This is a genomic window from Pleionea sp. CnH1-48, from assembly GCF_024124665.1.
In the GTDB taxonomy this organism is placed as follows: Bacteria; Pseudomonadota; Gammaproteobacteria; order Enterobacterales; family Kangiellaceae; genus JAMXSB01.
Genome location: NZ_JAMXSB010000010.1, coordinates 142,380 through 159,082, shown reverse-complemented (window position 1 = coordinate 159,082; position 16,703 = coordinate 142,380). Strand labels below are relative to the sequence as shown.

General features: G+C 43.9%; 16 protein-coding genes. All 16 read right to left on the bottom strand.

Going from position 1 to position 16,703, the window contains the following annotated elements; translation table 11 throughout:
• Nucleotides 1-219: 219 nt before the first annotated feature.
• Nucleotides 220-1,614, bottom strand: a complete 1,395-nt coding sequence (locus tag NH399_RS16755) for a hypothetical protein (RefSeq protein WP_253042106.1) — start codon at nt 1,612-1,614, stop codon at nt 220-222.
• Nucleotides 1,615-1,623: 9 nt separating this feature from the next.
• Entirely contained in the window at nt 1,624-1,899 is a 276-nt protein-coding gene (locus NH399_RS16750; RefSeq protein WP_253042104.1) for a hypothetical protein, read from the bottom strand.
• The gene (locus NH399_RS16745; RefSeq protein WP_253042102.1) at nt 1,900-2,565 is read right to left on the bottom strand and encodes a hypothetical protein; all 666 of its coding nucleotides are present in this window, start codon (nt 2,563-2,565) and stop codon (nt 1,900-1,902) included. It abuts the gene before it with no gap.
• A complete protein-coding gene (locus NH399_RS16740; protein ID WP_253042100.1) occupies nt 2,565-3,143 on the bottom strand; it encodes a hypothetical protein in 579 nt (192 codons plus the stop codon). The genes NH399_RS16745 and NH399_RS16740 overlap by 1 nt, the downstream gene beginning before the upstream one ends.
• The gene (locus NH399_RS16735) at nt 3,143-3,544 is read right to left on the bottom strand and encodes a hypothetical protein (protein ID WP_253042098.1); all 402 of its coding nucleotides are present in this window, start codon (nt 3,542-3,544) and stop codon (nt 3,143-3,145) included. Before NH399_RS16735 ends, NH399_RS16740 begins: the two co-directional genes overlap by 1 nt.
• Before the next feature lie 8 nt (nt 3,545-3,552).
• On the bottom strand, nt 3,553-4,125 hold the full coding sequence (locus NH399_RS16730; protein ID WP_253042096.1) for a hypothetical protein: 573 nt from the start codon (nt 4,123-4,125) through the stop codon (nt 3,553-3,555).
• Entirely contained in the window at nt 4,095-8,825 is a 4,731-nt protein-coding gene (locus NH399_RS16725) for a hypothetical protein (RefSeq protein WP_253042094.1), read from the bottom strand. Before NH399_RS16725 ends, NH399_RS16730 begins: the two co-directional genes overlap by 31 nt.
• Nucleotides 8,825-10,429 (bottom strand): hypothetical protein, encoded by a 1,605-nt coding sequence (locus tag NH399_RS16720; protein ID WP_253042092.1) that lies wholly within the window; start codon nt 10,427-10,429, stop codon nt 8,825-8,827. The genes NH399_RS16725 and NH399_RS16720 overlap by 1 nt, the downstream gene beginning before the upstream one ends.
• A complete protein-coding gene (locus NH399_RS16715; RefSeq protein ID WP_253042090.1) occupies nt 10,426-11,088 on the bottom strand; it encodes a hypothetical protein in 663 nt (220 codons plus the stop codon). Before NH399_RS16715 ends, NH399_RS16720 begins: the two co-directional genes overlap by 4 nt.
• Nucleotides 11,089-11,094: 6 nt before the next feature.
• The gene (locus NH399_RS16710; RefSeq protein ID WP_253042088.1) at nt 11,095-11,742 is read right to left on the bottom strand and encodes a DUF6682 family protein; all 648 of its coding nucleotides are present in this window, start codon (nt 11,740-11,742) and stop codon (nt 11,095-11,097) included.
• Nucleotides 11,739-12,032: a hypothetical protein gene (locus NH399_RS16705; protein ID WP_253042086.1), complete on the bottom strand. Its 294-nt coding sequence runs from the start codon at nt 12,030-12,032 to the stop codon at nt 11,739-11,741. Before NH399_RS16705 ends, NH399_RS16710 begins: the two co-directional genes overlap by 4 nt.
• A 40-nt stretch (nt 12,033-12,072) precedes the next feature.
• Nucleotides 12,073-13,023, bottom strand: a complete 951-nt coding sequence (locus NH399_RS16700; protein ID WP_253042084.1) for a hypothetical protein — start codon at nt 13,021-13,023, stop codon at nt 12,073-12,075.
• A 26-nt stretch (nt 13,024-13,049) separates the two neighbouring features.
• Entirely contained in the window at nt 13,050-13,943 is an 894-nt protein-coding gene (locus NH399_RS16695; protein WP_253042082.1) for a hypothetical protein, read from the bottom strand.
• Between the two features lie 84 nt (nt 13,944-14,027).
• Nucleotides 14,028-14,249, bottom strand: coding sequence for a hypothetical protein (locus tag NH399_RS16690; protein ID WP_253042080.1), 222 nt, complete (start codon nt 14,247-14,249; stop codon nt 14,028-14,030).
• Complete coding sequence (locus NH399_RS16685) at nt 14,249-16,378, bottom strand: hypothetical protein (protein WP_253042078.1); 2,130 nt, start codon at nt 16,376-16,378, stop codon at nt 14,249-14,251. Before NH399_RS16685 ends, NH399_RS16690 begins: the two co-directional genes overlap by 1 nt.
• Nucleotides 16,379-16,699: a hypothetical protein gene (locus tag NH399_RS16680; RefSeq protein ID WP_253042076.1), complete on the bottom strand. Its 321-nt coding sequence runs from the start codon at nt 16,697-16,699 to the stop codon at nt 16,379-16,381.
• Nucleotides 16,700-16,703 lie beyond the last annotated feature (4 nt).

The window sequence follows — 16,703 nt, the reverse complement described above, 5'->3', positions numbered from 1 at the left end:
TATGATCCTGCATTCCAGCATAAAACTGATCACCCAAAAATGAAAAGTATTCACCCGTACTCATTTTATCGAGGTCAGGATCATCGTATTGTGGATCTTGAAATGGGTTGTATTGCTCTTGGGATTCTAAAAAGGGGTTGGGTTCATCCAATACATAGTTATTAACCTTATTTTGAACAGACTCATCCTGTCTTTCTGTCATATTTCGTCCTGATTAAATTAAAAGTTAGTCGGTAGACCAGAATATGTTTGTGGCGCGTATTGACCGATAGGAATATCTTTGGGTACTTGACTCAGTCCAAACGCTTCAATGAATTTAGGTAGCAGTTTAGGGTTCGCTCGCAAGAGTTTTAAATGTTTAAGTGTTGGCTTTCTTTGTTCCAGTCTTTGAGTTTGAGGAACTGTTAACCCACCATCTGATTCGGTTGACTCTTGTGGTTCGCGATCAGCCATAATTTGCTCAGCCTGTTTAATGGCCATACCTAACATTTCGTCTTGTGAGAGCTTTTGATCACTGGGCATCAATTCATTTTCTTGACCGATAGATTTCAGTCGTTTTAAAACCACATCATGAAAATGCGGTCCCCTCTCTGTGTAAACTTTGTTTATCGCTTCATCGAGTGGCAATCCTTTTGACAACAGATAAGCTAACTCTTCGGCTTTACCTGACAACTTATCCGTTCCCCCTCGTGAGCTGGATTGACCACCTTTGCCATCAATGCCAACAAACTCTCGCCGTCCTGACTTTTCATCAAAAAACCAACCATCTTTTAAATGCCATTTCTGGCCTTGAGACTGTGGGAGTTGTCCCCCTACTTCAATGTATTCAGCCATCATTTCACGCATAGCTACTGGCAACAACGTTCGCCCTTTAATATCGTTCATTACGGTTTCAATGGGCAGTTCTAAGACTTCACCATTTTTGGTGGCTGACACTTGCGTCTGAAACCTTGTCCCATCTTTCTTTTTCGCCAATACATCTAACTGAAAGCCTACCGTCCCTTCCTTAGAGCCAGGAACAATTTTGGAAATCACTACATCTTCTATCGTACCTTCTTCACCGATCAAATCTTTTCCGATACGTCTTTTAATTTGCTCGGCATAGGTGGTATTTTTGTTAATGGCTTCCAACACATCCGGCTGGTTAATATCTTGGAAGGAGTTTAAGTTTTGCAATCGACTCGATAATTCATTCATTTCTTGAAAACGGCCCTTATCCAAATAGGGGCGTAAGGTATCGAGCGTTTTTTCATCTAAAGAGGTTTGCTTTCCCTGTTTTAAATCCTGCACTGCCGATTGTACACGGTATATCGATGCTTCCAGCTCGCGCTTTTTATCGCCTCGCTCTCTATCTTCTTTGGTATGTTCCATTTTTTGATTAATTTGCTTCATCTGCAAGCCACCTAACTGGCGATTCACTTCCGCACTTTTTTCAGAAGACTCAACCTGTCGTTGCCGTAGGCCAAGCTGTTTGCTTGCCATATCTTTATTAAACGTCCGATCTTCCTGACGTTCGCGGTCGAGTTGATCTTGTCGCTCTCTTTGTCGATATCGGTCAAACTGTCTTTCGGTAAATTCATAGCCCTGCATAAAGCCATCCATAAACCCTGCCACATTACCTCCTTAAAATAATTCGTAGGCCAATAGCCCAACGACTGCACCAATGGCCGCTCCATAAATCCCAAACTGCGCACCCTGAGCTGCACCTGTTGCCATTGAAGCGCCAACCGTCGCCCCCATGCCTGCACCCGTCGATACACTTTGCTGTTTCGCCATATCTTCCGCGACTTCTATTTGCTCATTTTGTTGATTTCGCTGCGTTTCCATTTTAGACAAATGGTCCCACATGCGTGTGGACTGTTGCGCTGTATGTCGTCCATAACCGGTTAATCCTGCCAATTAACTGCCTCCTTCTTGTGTGAGTCGAGTCGATGCCGATGCATTGAGTCCACCTCCCATAATATTAATGTCTCTTTGCTTGCCTGCTCGACGAGTTTCATTGCGCGCTTTAGCCAGCGCAGCACTTCGAGCAATAACATTGTTTTTTACGCTGGTGCCATCCACTTGCAACCCATAACGCTGCATCGTGCGTTTCTTTTGTGCATTAGTATTCAGATATGCCGAATGCACATTCGATGTGGTTCGATATTGATCAATAGCTTTTAACAATGGATTATCCACGGACCACATCAACTCCTGCTCCATCGGCTTAAAACGTTGCAGATAATCGTGATACTCTTGTTCGGCAATGTTCGCTCTAATTTTCGAGGCATAATCATCGTCATTGGGATTAATATGTGGAAAATAGTTTTCTCCTTGATAGTTTCCTGTGGGGGTATATCCAACATTATCAGGGTTATTCGCCAGACGATTATCCAGATAACTGAGTATTTGTTGCATCGTTATTTCTTCGTTTTCTGGCTCGTTAACCGGATTAATAGAAGGCGGCTGAATTCCACCACCACCGCCTAAACTTCCATTGTTCGTGTTGTTATAAATAAAGTTACGAAAGTCATCGCCGCGACTCCATTCATTGAACTGAGTTTCCCAGTCATTAATAGGCATCACTGCTCCTCACTCTGTCGTAGATTCCCCCAGGCTGATGCTGCCATCCCTGCGAACTGACCAAAACCGGATGCGTTGTTGTTGGTTTGCTTCCTGGCGAGCCCAGCCTGATGAGCCGCTTGATTAGCTGCATCATTCGTGACCGTCATTAATCCGGCTTCGGAATCGTCTTGAATACCCCGCCCAATATTGACCATTTTTTGCAACCCCAGATAATGCTGATTTTCAACATCCAAATCCGTTTGTGATTGTTGAAAAGCGGTTCCTTGGGATTGAGCATTAAACACTTTATCCAACGCTTTTTTATAACGGCCTGAATTGGGATTTGTCCCCTGCCTTCGTTGCTGCTCTTGTACCTGTTGCTGAACCTGATTGTATTGCTGATTTAAATGCGCGGTGTTTATCCCTTTTGCTGTTCTGTGATCGCTTTCATCCATACGCAGCTCTGAATAGAGTTTGTCTTCAAACGGCCTAAACTCCTCTTTGTATCTTATCCATTTTTGTTTCGCGATTTCAGCGAGCTTCTGTTCTTCCGGCGTTTCATCAATTCGAGCGCTACCGCCTCCTCCGCCGCCCATTAAGTCACCTCCTTTTCATAAACCGAATAGCAGTAGTGCCATCCTACATCAATCGCTTTTTTCGACCAGCCAGCACGAGAACTGCAACCAATAACACTGTCAGCACCAATGGATTTAGCTATCGCCATAATGTCATCAGCATACTTTTCTGTCAGATTAATCCTTCCTTTCTTACCATAGGCTATCCATAACAAGAGCTGCTTTTTGTGCGTAAACGGCTCAAGCTTCGGCTCTAAAATAATAAATCCATCGTCACAAACAAATACAGCGGCGTGACCTTCATAGCAATAGTCAAATACATCATCACTTGACCAGTTGGCGTTAATGGTTTTCTGTACTTTTTCGACACATTCCCTAATATCATCCCAACATTCTTCGATGGGGACTTCCGTAAACTTCATAACTCTCCTTATGCGGGGGCCGCTTCTACGTGAATATGATAATCATTGAATACCAACACCGTATTTGCGCCAGCCTTTCTGATTTCCACTCTCACTGAACAAGTCTTGTGGCTGCCATTCGTTGATAAAGTAAATCGCCGTGTTCTCGATAAATTCATCCAACTATTAAAGACACCGGATGGTGTATTGCCTGATAAATGAGTAAATCGAATGTCATAATCACTGGCGCTTCCTGATGGTAGCCAAATTTCATGGGGATTGACCAAACCACCGAGAGCTTCGACCTCACCGTTAGTTTTAAATATCCAACTGCCGAGCGCCCTGCCCATAAAACGAATGACTCTGATGGTCCCACCTTTCAATCCAACCTCAACATATTTCGCAAAAATATTAGCAAGGTCATTGCCAGCAACTTGATAACCGGTAACACTCGCTTTTTCGCCACTGGTATAAGGCGCATAACGATTGGCTAAATCCGAGCCACTGACTTGATAGCCCGTTTGACTCGCTTTAGGCCCACTGGTATACGGCAAAAAGATGTCGTCTAAATCTATGCCGCCTGTTGTAAGTCCACTAGGCATTGTTCAATCCTTTGTAATCGCTTTTCCAAATCCTCAATTTTTTCCTTTTGTTTTTTTATGACCTCATTTTGTGCAACCACAATGGCGTTATAGTTAATAGAGTCAGGACGTCCTTTTTCATCAAAGCCTACGGCTAACGGTTCGTACTTCGCTACCTCTTCTGCTTTAAAGCAGATAAACCGTTCATGCCCTCTTTTTTGGCTTCGCCATTTTGCAGTCCCGCCTTCAATGTTAGAAATCAACTCTTCCGCATTGCTTAAAGGTAACCAATGTTTTTTATAACGCATCGACGAGGTGTAGTTAGCAGGTACAGAGAAATCAACGCGATCATTACGCACCGTCAACTTAGGCACTTGCGAAATACGAAACATATGATATTGAGTGGCAGCAGCACTCTCGATATCGTAGAAAATTTGAGTGTTGAAACTGGATATTTTACTTCCTGATGATTTTAGTTCCGCAACGTTGCCTTCAACGGACGCAATCGTATAATTTTTCCCTACATTATCTCGAACAAACTTAATGCCTAACTTCGCCTCAATGGGGCCAGTCGGCGTACTTCGATAAACATACCCGTATTGATAGGTGATATTATTAGTAGTTGGATAATGTGCAATCCAGGTCGGGTTCTGTGCGTATTGCGTGATCATCCCATCCGCATCAAAAACTTTTTGTCCTGAGCTGTTAAAAACTTCCAGACCAAAATCAGAGCCATCGTTCCCTAACCGAACTCGCAGGTGATTAGCTGTGTCGCGAATATCAATTCGCTTATTGGCACCATCCAACGCAATGCGTGAATCTCCCACATTCACAGTATGCGCGCCTATGGTTCCAGCGGTCAACTTGGTTGCGGATAAACTGGCAACTTTCGCATTGGATACGGCTAAGTCGGCAATTTTTGCGTTGTTAATCGCTGCATTATCTATTTGAGCGTTGCCAATGGCAGCGTTGGCTATTTTCGCACGAACAATGGAACCATCCTGAATATTCGCCGCACCTATAGCCGCGTTCCCAATTTGCACATTACCTATCGCACCATTAGCAATAAAGGTAGCGATGTTCGCAGAGGTAATCGCAAGAGAAGCCCCCACCGCGTGCCAGCCTCCAGAGCGATACACATACATTTGGCTTGTCGATGAACGAATCCAAACATCACCAATATTTGCGCTTCCTGGCTGCGTTGATTGATAGTAAACAGACGCATTTAACCGCGCCTCCACCACACTGTTTAAAATGTTGTTATCGGCGGGACGATTTTGAACGTCACTCCACTGTTGAAGCGCATTCATGATTAAACCATCAGCGGGTCTACCCGTTAAGTTCGTCCATTGTGCTGATAGTGCATACCCTGCATCATCAACTAAATCACTCGTTCTATCAAAACTGTTGGCGATTAAAAACCATTGACCGTTTTGATTCTCATAAAGCAACCTATCATCTGTGTCATACCAGAAATCACCCGTTGTTCCATTGGGCGCAGTGGCTTGCCGATAGATCTGATTCTGAGTAGCGTTATCATCCGGTAATCCGTTACCACTAATGTCATTCCAGTCTTGATGAATATTCAAGGTGGCATTAGCTGTCATTAATGCTTCAAGTGTGGGTTCATTCCCATCCAGAACATCCATTCGAGGACGAGCAAACCAGGCATAGTTTGTTAAATCGGTAGAATAATAAAGATACGCTCGATGCACCTGAGAGGAAACGCCAGATTTATTCATATACTCAGTGCCACTGAGTACCTTTTGGCCATTAACCGGATCATAGACACCGGTAATACCTGACGCTGGGCCAGTATAGTCCTCACCATGAACAATGCCGACTAACAAATACCATTTATTATTTTGAGGCAAATCACCATACCAAAAATAGGGATTGGTATTATCTGTGCCATTGAGATAAGTGGTGGACGAATCACCACACCCAATGTATATACTGCCGTTACTATTCGTTTGCTTAGCCCATACCGTAAGGCGGTAAGATTTCTTTGGATCAAAACCTTGTGAACGATCAACCGTATGATTCCAGCCACCATCAGCGTCATTGTGACTATCAACACCACATTGCCACAGAGGTTCTGAGTGTCCATAAGGGCCAACGCCTAAAATCACTTTGTTTTCTGAGCTGTAACCGATGGATTGAAACGCTCCATGATTGCCTTGCTGTCCAATTGTCCATTGACTGAGATCCAGTAAGTTTTGAGTCAACCAGTCCAGTGGCAATCCGTTAATTTGGTTCCAATTGGCGGTTTGCGATGCGGCATACCAATCTTGCGCTAGTATCCAATTTGTTCCGTTCCAGACGTATAGTTTTAAGTAATCGTCGAGATCTACCCATAAATCACCTTCATCACTAGGCATTAAACCTGTTGGAGCAAAATTTTGATAATAAACCTTAGCTTTTCCATCAGCGGTGGTCTGTGCCGATTGTGCATTGTTAATCGCTTGTGCAATTTGTGAATCTTGCGCCGATAACCAAACGGAACCATCAAAGCGGTAAATTTTATTGCCATCATCGGTATCAAACCACAAGTCACCTATGCTCGCGTTAGTGGGTTCAGAGCTTTGATAGTAAGCAACAATTTTCCCATCTGCCGTGGTTTGAGCATTCGCGGCGTTGGCTAACGCTTGTTGTGCCTGAGTATACGCATCGTTCGCAATGGCTCGTGCGGCCTGTGCGTCCAGTATGGCTTGTGGATCGCCAATACCTCCCACTGTCACTACGATACTGATTAACACAGCGAGATCATTCGTTGTTGACCAAAGAGCAACCTCATTTGTTCCAGAAATGACTTGAATGGGAAAGGTAAACCAAAGCTCTGCATTATCGGGACTGGAAAACCCCTCTAATTCTTGTCCGTTAAAACTGACTCGTGTGCCACTTTCTGCATCACCGAGTTTTACACTTAAATATCCAGTTCCTACTTCATCCCCTGGATTAAATTGGTATTTAAGTGCGCCTGAATAATCGGTATTACGAGGTAATTGTTGAGGGGTATTAAAAGTATAAACAGTGGCTGCTGATTGAGCCGCTTGATTCGCAGCACTCCAATCTTGCGACAAAACCCACTGCGCCCCTTTCCAAACATAAAGCTTATAGCTATCATTGGTATCAACCCACAAATCACCTTGGTCGGATGCATTCTTCCCTCCCGGTGCAGTGGTTTGATAATGCACAATGGCTTTTCCATCCGCGATAGTGACAGCACTTTGCGCATCACTAATCGCTTGGGCAATACGATTGTCGTCACTTGATACCCAATGACTCCCATTATGACGATACACTTTATTTGCATTGTTCGTATCAAACCATAAATCACCGACACTGCCATCACCGGGTTCGGAGTCCTGAAAATAGGTAACGATTTTTCCATCGGCGGTCGATTGTGCATTAGCCGCTTGTGCCAATGCTTGAGTCGCAATATTTTTGGCTTCAATATAATCCTGAGCTACAAGCCAATTTGAACCATCCCACACATACACACGATGGTCGTTGTCGATATCAACCCAAAGGTCACCACGGTCATCAATCGACTTGCCCGAAGGTGCTTCACTTTCATAGTGTATGATGGCTTTTCCATCAGCAGTGGTTTGTGCATCATTAGCCAATGAAATGGCAGCGGCAATACTGGAGTCTTGCGCATCTATCCAGGTATTTGCTTCCCAACGATAAATATGATTGCCGTTATTCGTATCAAACCACAAATCCCCTTCATCAATATTATCATCAGGATTTTTCGGCGGTGTTGTTTGATAATAAGCTTTGATTTTTCCATCAGCGGCACTCAACGCATTAGCCGCCGCCGATAACGCTTCAATCAATTTCTGGTCTTGAACACTAACCCATATTGAGCCATTAAAATAATATTGATGATTGCCATCGTCCGTATCAAACCAGATATCACCCACATTAAAACCAACGGGTTCATTATCTTGGTAAAAACTAAAGTTAACGCTCGAACCTTGAGCATTGGAGCCGACCGATAGATAGTCTAACTCCATCACGCCATCGCCTTCATTGGCGTTTAGAATAAAGACGGGCCGAAAATAAACAACACTATTAAACAAAGGTGACGGTTCGTTTTGGTTTATGGATGGCGAACGAACGCTAACGCCTAACCCACTAAAGTAACCTTTCAATGTGACCCATTCACCAAGAGGCACTTGGTCCAGTTCAAAACCAGCCGCCGCAATGTAGTGCTGACCAGTATAAGAATTTGCACCACTGGCATTAATCAGTGTCACACCATCAGACGCTATACCTTCGACACCGATATACACTTTATCTCTTGTTCCATCCGTCGGTGCTTGAGTCATTCTGACTCGTGCTTCAAGGGTATATAAACCCAAAGGATTATAGGGCAGTAATCGTGGACCACTTCGCCAGCAATAACCTTCCGCTCTTAGTACTCGTCCTCCAACAATGCCACTGTTTGGGAATGATAGTTGCCCAGTCCCTTCTCGATGAATCCAATCGGCGGCGGTTTTATCTTCCCAGGCTTCTTCGAAGGAACTAAAGGGAAAATTATTTTGACCAATAAAAGTGGTCACGTCTTGCAAGTCCCTGACCGTCACAACGGGATTATTACCGACTTGCCCGGTAATGCGTTCCATATTCGCTTTAATCGCTTCAAGCGGTCGCCGTATATCTTGTGATATCGACGTGGGTAGCGCGGGAATACCGCGATAGTTTTGCTTCATCACATCCTTTGGAGTTCGTTAATTGTTTCCGTTAAGTAGATTGTGTTGATTGTCGCCTGCCCTTTGACTTCAACCTCCCATGCCCTTGTCGCTTTTTTAACTGGCAGTCGAAAAGGCTTTGAGTCCTTTATCACTTTAGTTACCGCTAACTGACCGTCTTGATAAATCCGCAGCGTTAACGGATAAGACTGTGCATCGACTTGCCCAAAAAAGTAAGCAACCGGATAAGGTCGCACAAATTCTTTCGACTTCCATAGGTATTGTTTTTTGTTTTCTCCATGATTCCATTCATAAATCTGATTTCCATTAGCTTGAGCAAAGTAAAGCGTGTCTTGTGTGATATCGAGAAAAAGCGCTTGAGCAAAATCGTCCACAAACGTCAGCGCTTGCGGATCTTTAGGATCAATAATCAACCCCTTATTGCCCTGGTTACTTTCAAAAAAAGCGATGTATCTTTGATCATGCCAAGCAGCGTTTATAGAAGATGGATTAAGCTTACTCCACTCTTCTTTGGTAAAGAGTGATTTGGTAAAACACTGAGTTCCATTAAACGACACATTGACCAAACCGTCCTGACTGGCATAAATCACGCCTGCATCCATTGAAACAATACTGTTTTTGCTTACACAGGCTTGAGCCACTTCTATTTTTTCTGTGATAAAGGAACTGGGGTGACTGCCTGTAATGACGTAAGGAAATCCGTTTGTCAGTACGACCAGGTTATTGCCAAATGTGCCTAAGCCCACAATGTCAAAATCGACACTGAGTTGATAATCTTCTGGCCAAGCATGAGGCTGAAACGGTTCACTAAAACAAATCTGATTATCACGAAAACCTGCTAACACGCCATTACTCATCGACGTTAACCCCTCCAGATCCGCTGGCGGCATTAGCCAATTCAGTGACGGTAATAATTCGCCCAAGTCTTGAGAGAGCTTTGAGTCTCTTGATGTGGCTTGTCCGAAAGGAATTTCTTTTACAAACTGATACTGACCTTCGTTAGTACGATAAGCACGAATGGCGGCTATGTTGAAATCGCCTGAAATTGACGTTTGCAGATTGCTTAACCAAACATCTTTGGTTTCGTTCCATTCAATCAATGCAGAGGGTCGGCTAGGTGGTCCTTCTTCACCATAGGCTGAAACAAAGGTATATAAATAAAACCTGTCCTCAACTTTGGCAGCATCGGCGGCGGGCAAATCAACTTGTGGATTGACTAACTCTACCGTTGGCGGATTTAACGGGCTTGGAACACCTAACCGAAAACTATTGTTAGGATATGGTGCAGAACTATTGTCGGCAATATTACTCACCGTCATCTTGGGTTCGCCATCCCCTGTCCAGTAGACTCGTTTATAAATGTCTCGATTCACCGGACTACGAACCACATCTACAGTTTTGTTCCATTCGAACCATGAACGGTCCTGATAACGATATATCGTTGAGGCCGCACTTTGAATGGTTGCTGATAGTTTTGGTTCGTTCCATGCTTCCAACGCACCTGAGAGTAACCGACAATTTTCTGCGACCTGAGCATGATTATCCGTCAATAATCGCTTATCAACACGGGGAACAACACCCACAAACTTTACAATCTTTATCATGAATGCATTTTTACTCGTCTACGAGAGCCAGAAAAGAATCGATTCGAGACTCGAACACCCACGCCCCCATTATCAATCGATTTAGCTTTGGCACGCTGAATTTCTGAGCGAAACAATTGTTGGTAGTATTGTGCAAGGTTAATATCCGTCCATTCTTTTTTCGGTGATAGAAATAGTTTGCTTTTCGCTCCATAAGTTAATGCTAATCGCCATTCTTCCAGCAATTCATCAGGGATAGAGACTGTAATGTACTTGGGGACAATCGTCACCGTGAGTTGTAAAAACTTTCCATCTACATATTTATCCGGCGTAGGCCATAATGAAATATCGGAGCCATTCAAACTGATAAGCAATGGAGCCGCATGACTGCTCGCTAATCGTTGATAACTTTTCAGCTTTTCACTAGTGACGTGAGTCAGTTTTCGTCTTCCATCAAACACAGCACTATTTAAGTGTGTTGTTCTCGTATCCTTCGGAACCGTTAACGTATAATCACTTTGATGTTCAACCAACGCGATTGAGTCTAGGTCCACTTTCCAAACTTCCGACTCTCTAAAAAATTCAATCGCGCTCAAGATTAAATAACGCTGAATAGACAAATCCGGCGCAGTGGGAACATCCGGTTTAATATCCGGTATTAATTCAATTAAATCAGCCATGATAAATTAAGAAGTTTTCTGCTCGCCGGACGTTGCCCACTCTATTTGTAATGAGCCATTCACCTCCTGGGCGAAAAGTTGATAGTAGCTTTGAGCTTTTTGTAGATTTTGAGCCGCGACACTCTCTTTTGTATAACAGCGATATAGCACCCAATTGAGTATTGCATTGGCATACTCGTCCGGCAGTTCTAATGATTGCCGTGTGCTCCCTATTTCCATTGGCGTCTTAGAGTAGATAAGCTCAACATAGTGAGATGCATCTTGAGCGATAGCGGGATACACATAGAAAGATTTGGGGTCAATATCGTCAAATAGAAAATGTTGGATACGACTGTCCGTTATCGTCGGCCAGTGAGGTAACTCGGCATCAAACGTTGCTTTTGACGCTTCGATAATCGCACTTCCCATTGTATTGCCATCAGCACCCATATTGCGTGTGACTCGTAGCAGCCGATAACCATCTGTGGGTATGGACTGTTTCGCGCCTGGAATCAAACGCATGACCATGTTCACTGAGTTAGCATCCGGTCGGTGTTTATGAATGGTACGCTGTGCATCAGAGATATAGGTGAGGTATTCCCCAATGGAAAACACCTCAAACTGCTCATCCATTAACAATCGAGCTGCTCTGACAATGATGTCTGCCGCTATCATCCGTTGGCTTCACGCGCTTGCATCAGTTGAGTGACTTGCTCTAATAAATCCGCTTTGGGATCAGCGCCATCTAACACCACTTGAAACTCATGAGACGCAAACGCAATCAACTCTCGTTTAGTCATTTCCGTGACCGATTTCGATAAATAACTTAAGTTTTCAATAGAGTCATTCGATAATCCTTTTAATTCGTCAAACTCATGAATGAGTTGCATATTAGGTAATTTGGCGCGCTCTTCGGAAAAACTGAATATTTTCCCTGTATCCATACTTTTTAAGTACTGTGGCATTCAACCTCCTTTGACTTGGCCGGACATGTCCGGCCTTCCATTATTTTCTAGCCACCATGTGAACGAGGTATTTCCCGTTCAGCACTTTGCGACCATAAACATTAAGACCACGAACGAGTTGACCAAATGAATTAGGGTTTTTCAGACTTTCCATATTGGTCATTTGTGACGCAAAGGTGAGTCCGGCTTTATGACCTGCAATTAAATCAAATACGGTCACAGAGCCATCGGCTCCAGAACTCACATTGTTTGACATGTACAAATGAAATCGGTCAATCATGCCCACTCGCCCGTTACGTGCAATCGAGACTCGATCTCCGGTCAGGCTCGCATCTTTCAGCTCCGACTTTTTGATCAACGCACAAGCCCAGGCAGGCAACACTAACCAACGTCCCGACTCAGGTACACTTTGCTCATCAAGCAATAGTCCCATATCAATGATTTTTTCAACAATGTTATCTTTGGTGAGTTGAACGGCACTTGCACCACTGCCATCCATCGCGCCCATTTCTACGTTGCCACTGATACGCCCTGCACTGTTGCCTGAGTTGTGCGCATGAACTTCTGTTGGCACATACGCCAAAATATCTTTGTCGATAGCAATTTTCATTTGCTCTGACGCATCACCTGCCCAGTTATCCAGCAGATTGATATCGGCTTGATGGCGATGGATATCATCACATTTGTAAGCAAAATATTTCGCTTGATCAATGTTTAACTCAATGTTCGGACTTTCAGGCGTTTCGTAATCAAGGGTCTGTCCGATTCGGTAATCTTTGATAACAATATCAGCAGTGGTTCGAATGAATACCTTGTCACCGTAGCCTGAAATTTCGCCTTCATAATCCGTTGAAGCGATTGATCCAAAAATGGTTCGGTCATAGAACTTGGTAACCAATTTTCCTGACCACAATTGAGGGATGAATTTACTGTCATTATTCGCTCCCTCTGCCGAATAATTGACATATCCCGTATCCAGTGGGATTGGCATTTAAAATTCCTTTTAATGTTTAGTATTTAGCGGATTCTCCCTTGCGTATAAGCTAAATGGATATCCTGCTCAATTTTCCGTTGCTCATCCTCTCGTCCCTGATACTGTCCTCGTCTGACGTCAGAATAAAATTGATTAATCGTCTCGCTGGTCCAAATCACAGGTTCTTGTCCCTTTGATTGACCGTTCGCTAACCGTTGAGGTTGTAGAAGGTTTTCACGAGAGGGCGACATCGGTGTTGATGATTGAGAGCTTAAAAAGTTTTCAAAGAAGGAGATGGCTCGCACAGAATCCAGATTGTGTTGTGCTTCTTCCAGTAAGGCTTGTCGAGTGCGTCCAGTATAAGGTTCTATCGCTTGCAACCACTGGTGAAATTGAGTGTCATTGTTGACACTTTCCCAGTTAGGTATGGCACGTTCAACATCTTTGAAGAAGTCACTAATATCATTTTGCTCCGTTCGACTTTTCAGAGATTCCAACTCACTTTTAAGTTGTTCTGTTTCTGAATGTGGAACGGTCGCGGGTTGTCGCTCTGATATTCTGCCAGCGACTTTATCAATTAGCTCAGCAAACTCGCCGTACTCTTCACGTTCTTCCTCTGTTAACAAAGGTTCAGTAGGTGAAGGCTTTGCTTGTGACTGCGATAGCGGCGACTCTTTGAGGCTTTGCACAGACTGCTCTAATTGCTCAATCTGTCGCTTCAAACGTGGCACTTCTGCATTGTACTTACCTTGCATCACACTGAACCGATGTTTCCAGTAGGTTGCGTCTTCCTGTCTTGGGTCATGTTCATTGGAAGAAGATGGATCGGGTTTATCGGCTCCGGCTTCCGCTTTTTCTTCCTGTGGCACACCTAATAGTTGTTGCTGAATGCGCTCTGATTCTTCGCCTTGCTTCCTTACACTTTGGGGATAACTCATCTAAACTCCTGTAGAGGTCGATTCAATCGTTCAGTACTGTGTGATTGAACGTATTGGGATTCGATAATGGGTAAGCAGAGGGATTTACCCAGTTTTTTGATAACGTTCTGCTACTTCTAAAATCCGTTTTAGGGCGTAGCAATAGCCTTGTCCCTTCCCTGCTTGTGCGGTATCCGTTATCAATAAAGTTTCAATTTGACGCTGGAAGTCTTCCTCCAGCGCCGTTAAAAATAGTTTGAAATCGTCGTTATAAACCAGTCGGTGTAACGCCTGTTTTTGGCGCTCTGTCAATTTAGCAGCGTCCATCAGTCTTTCGCTCTCCGTTCATTCTGAATCAATGCGATTTCTCGTCTTAATTCTAACTCTCGCGCTTTTAACCTCGCGTCCGTGTCGATGTCTTTCGCTTTGAGCGCGTTATCAGATTCTATCGCTTTGGCTTTCAACTCTAACTCGGCTTGCTTTAACTCTTGTTCACTAACCTGACTGGCTTGTGCTTGTTGTTGCTCTTTTAGTTTTTTAATTACCTCTTCTTCGCTCGGTATGAAATCCTCCATATCCATATGTTTAAATAAATCACGTAAGATTTTAGCTCGACCTTCAACGCCCAGAATTTGCATATCTAAATCATTACCAGTGATTTGCAGCATTTCCATCCGGCGGGCTTGAGCTTGATCTTTCGCAATCAAAGCTGTTGTTCCTTTCGCAACGACCTGTGCATCCATTTTTATATCAGGGTCAGAGTCGTACATCATATTGTCGTTATAGAGCTTGGTAAGCAGTGGGCGAATAAGATTGACATCAATATGAGCAATAGCAGTTTTAATGCCCTTACCCGTTGTCTCCATTAACATGGATAATCCGCTGGCGGTACGCCCTGCCCCTGATACTGAACTATTGCCATAGGTATATCTCGGAATGTTGGTCGCATCGTCAGCCCGCAGTTCAAATTCTTTAAACACACTCAACAACTCATTCGCGTTACTGCTAGGCTGAAAAAATTGAATAGGGTTTTGCGCGCCGCCCCCCATTGGATTAGAGCGCATCTGCCAGATTTTCCAGGGGTACATCTCGGTGACGTCTGCACCTTCTGCAATCATATCCGCCAGTACCATCACTTGTGGTCCCGATGAAATAGCTAAGTTATTAATCAAAGCGCGTGCTGTTGCGTTGCATACTCTCTGTATATCTTCCATAAGCTCAGGAATGCCAACACCCCATATTGAACCCGGCGTATTTTGAAACGAGGCACCCTGATACGGACGTTGACCTAGTGGGTTTTGATTAATTTGTGCGCGAATAACGTAAGGACCAATTTTAATGGCTTCAATATCATACTCACCCACTGGGTCATCGACCAACTCAGGATCAATTCCCCACTCCAATAGCACTTGTCCCTGTGCCGTTCCCCAGTAATGAAGCGCCTCAATGGTGCGCTCATCCTGACGGGATAACGTCCCCTGTCCCTCTAACTCAGCTCTTTCGGTGTCTGTCCATAAGTGTGTATGAAATCCTTCGCGCCCAAAATTATCCAACACCTGCCTGATATTGGTTTCGCTATATCCTTCTACGCCTATCAATCCATACAGTGTTTTAGGTGAGAAGCGAATCAATTCAATTAACTCACCATCATCAATACTTTCAGCATAAGGCGATGGATATAAATCAAACGGACTTACCCGTTCAAACTCTGGAATGACTTCATCTTCAACAATGGGTTGATGGTCATTACCCCACTTAAGCCTTTTCTTTTTTCGGTAGATGGGGCCTTTTATAAACGCCGTGGGGAATGTGGAAAAATCATCAACAAACTGCTCCAATGCACTATTGAAACCTCCTTCTTTCAGTTGGTCATCAATGCGAAGTTCCATTTTGTCACAGGCGACTTGAGCTTGTTTATCGGCTTCTTTCTTCACGTCTTCCATGATTAACGCCGCACGTTGCATCACCTGTTGCTTCATCACATCAGGTTCAATGGCTCGTCCCTGCTGTTCTGCTCCCATTAACTCCTGTTCGATTTCAGCAATCAAACGATCTCGAATCGATGCTAAAACAGTAGGCGGTAAATTAGGAATTGGAGTCGGTGACAATCCCCAAGGACGGTCACTGTTTGATGGAAGAATGATGTCTCTAACCCAACTGGTGGCCGCTCTAATTTTTGTCGCCGTAAGCAACATGTAAATGTCGCTACCACCCATTGAATCAATTTCACTTTTCGTTGCTGCGTCATATTCACCATTGCGAGCGCGCAGACACATCAATAAACGTTTTTCAACACTGTGTTTCGCTCGCTTGTTTTGGTCCCATGCGTGTTGTATATGAGCAGACAATGCAGAAATGGATTCGGTGGGTTGCTCTGCTTTCAGTTTCGAATCGATAGCGCTTTGCGCTTCCTTGTCCAACTCGGCGTTGGATTTTACTTGTAGTAGCCCTGGCATTTAGTGAAGAACTATTCTAGATTGCTCTTGAGAATTGCGCCTTGCATCCTCCAAACATAAAACAAGTTTTTGCATCGTTCGTTCAATGTAACTGGACTCTTTAAACACTTCGTTAAAATCCAGGGCAATTGAAACTTCCAATCCATCTTGTGTTTCAAAGCTAAAATCAACGACGGACGAATGAGATGAATATTGCACCTTTACATTCTCAAAATAACAATGAGCTTGATCTGCATTTTTAATAGGAGGTGCTGCAAATCGAGACAATAGCCCTCGCATCTTATTGACAATATCACTCACGTCCACTTGTTGAGTATTCATTAAA

Excerpts from the sequence above, each read along its gene's own strand:
- NH399_RS16745 (WP_253042102.1), bottom strand. The coding sequence starts at position 2,565 with ATGCCTATTAATGACTGGGAAACTCAGTTCAATGAATGGAGTCGCGGC.
- NH399_RS16725 (WP_253042094.1), bottom strand. The coding sequence starts at position 8,825 with ATGAAGCAAAACTATCGCGGTATTCCCGCGCTACCCACGTCGATATCA.
- NH399_RS16735 (WP_253042098.1), bottom strand. The coding sequence starts at position 3,544 with ATGAAGTTTACGGAAGTCCCCATCGAAGAATGTTGGGATGATATTAGG.
- NH399_RS16680 (WP_253042076.1), bottom strand. The coding sequence starts at position 16,699 with ATGAATACTCAACAAGTGGACGTGAGTGATATTGTCAATAAGATGCGA.
- NH399_RS16730 (WP_253042096.1), bottom strand. The coding sequence starts at position 4,125 with ATGCCTAGTGGACTTACAACAGGCGGCATAGATTTAGACGACATCTTT.
- NH399_RS16690 (WP_253042080.1), bottom strand. The coding sequence starts at position 14,249 with ATGGACGCTGCTAAATTGACAGAGCGCCAAAAACAGGCGTTACACCGA.
- NH399_RS16715 (WP_253042090.1), bottom strand. The coding sequence starts at position 11,088 with ATGGCTGATTTAATTGAATTAATACCGGATATTAAACCGGATGTTCCC.
- NH399_RS16700 (WP_253042084.1), bottom strand. The coding sequence starts at position 13,023 with ATGCCAATCCCACTGGATACGGGATATGTCAATTATTCGGCAGAGGGA.
- NH399_RS16705 (WP_253042086.1), bottom strand. The coding sequence starts at position 12,032 with ATGCCACAGTACTTAAAAAGTATGGATACAGGGAAAATATTCAGTTTT.
- NH399_RS16685 (WP_253042078.1), bottom strand. The coding sequence starts at position 16,378 with ATGCCAGGGCTACTACAAGTAAAATCCAACGCCGAGTTGGACAAGGAA.
- NH399_RS16720 (WP_253042092.1), bottom strand. The coding sequence starts at position 10,429 with ATGATAAAGATTGTAAAGTTTGTGGGTGTTGTTCCCCGTGTTGATAAG.
- NH399_RS16695 (WP_253042082.1), bottom strand. The coding sequence starts at position 13,943 with ATGAGTTATCCCCAAAGTGTAAGGAAGCAAGGCGAAGAATCAGAGCGC.
- NH399_RS16740 (WP_253042100.1), bottom strand. The coding sequence starts at position 3,143 with ATGGGCGGCGGAGGAGGCGGTAGCGCTCGAATTGATGAAACGCCGGAA.
- NH399_RS16710 (WP_253042088.1), bottom strand. The coding sequence starts at position 11,742 with ATGATAGCGGCAGACATCATTGTCAGAGCAGCTCGATTGTTAATGGAT.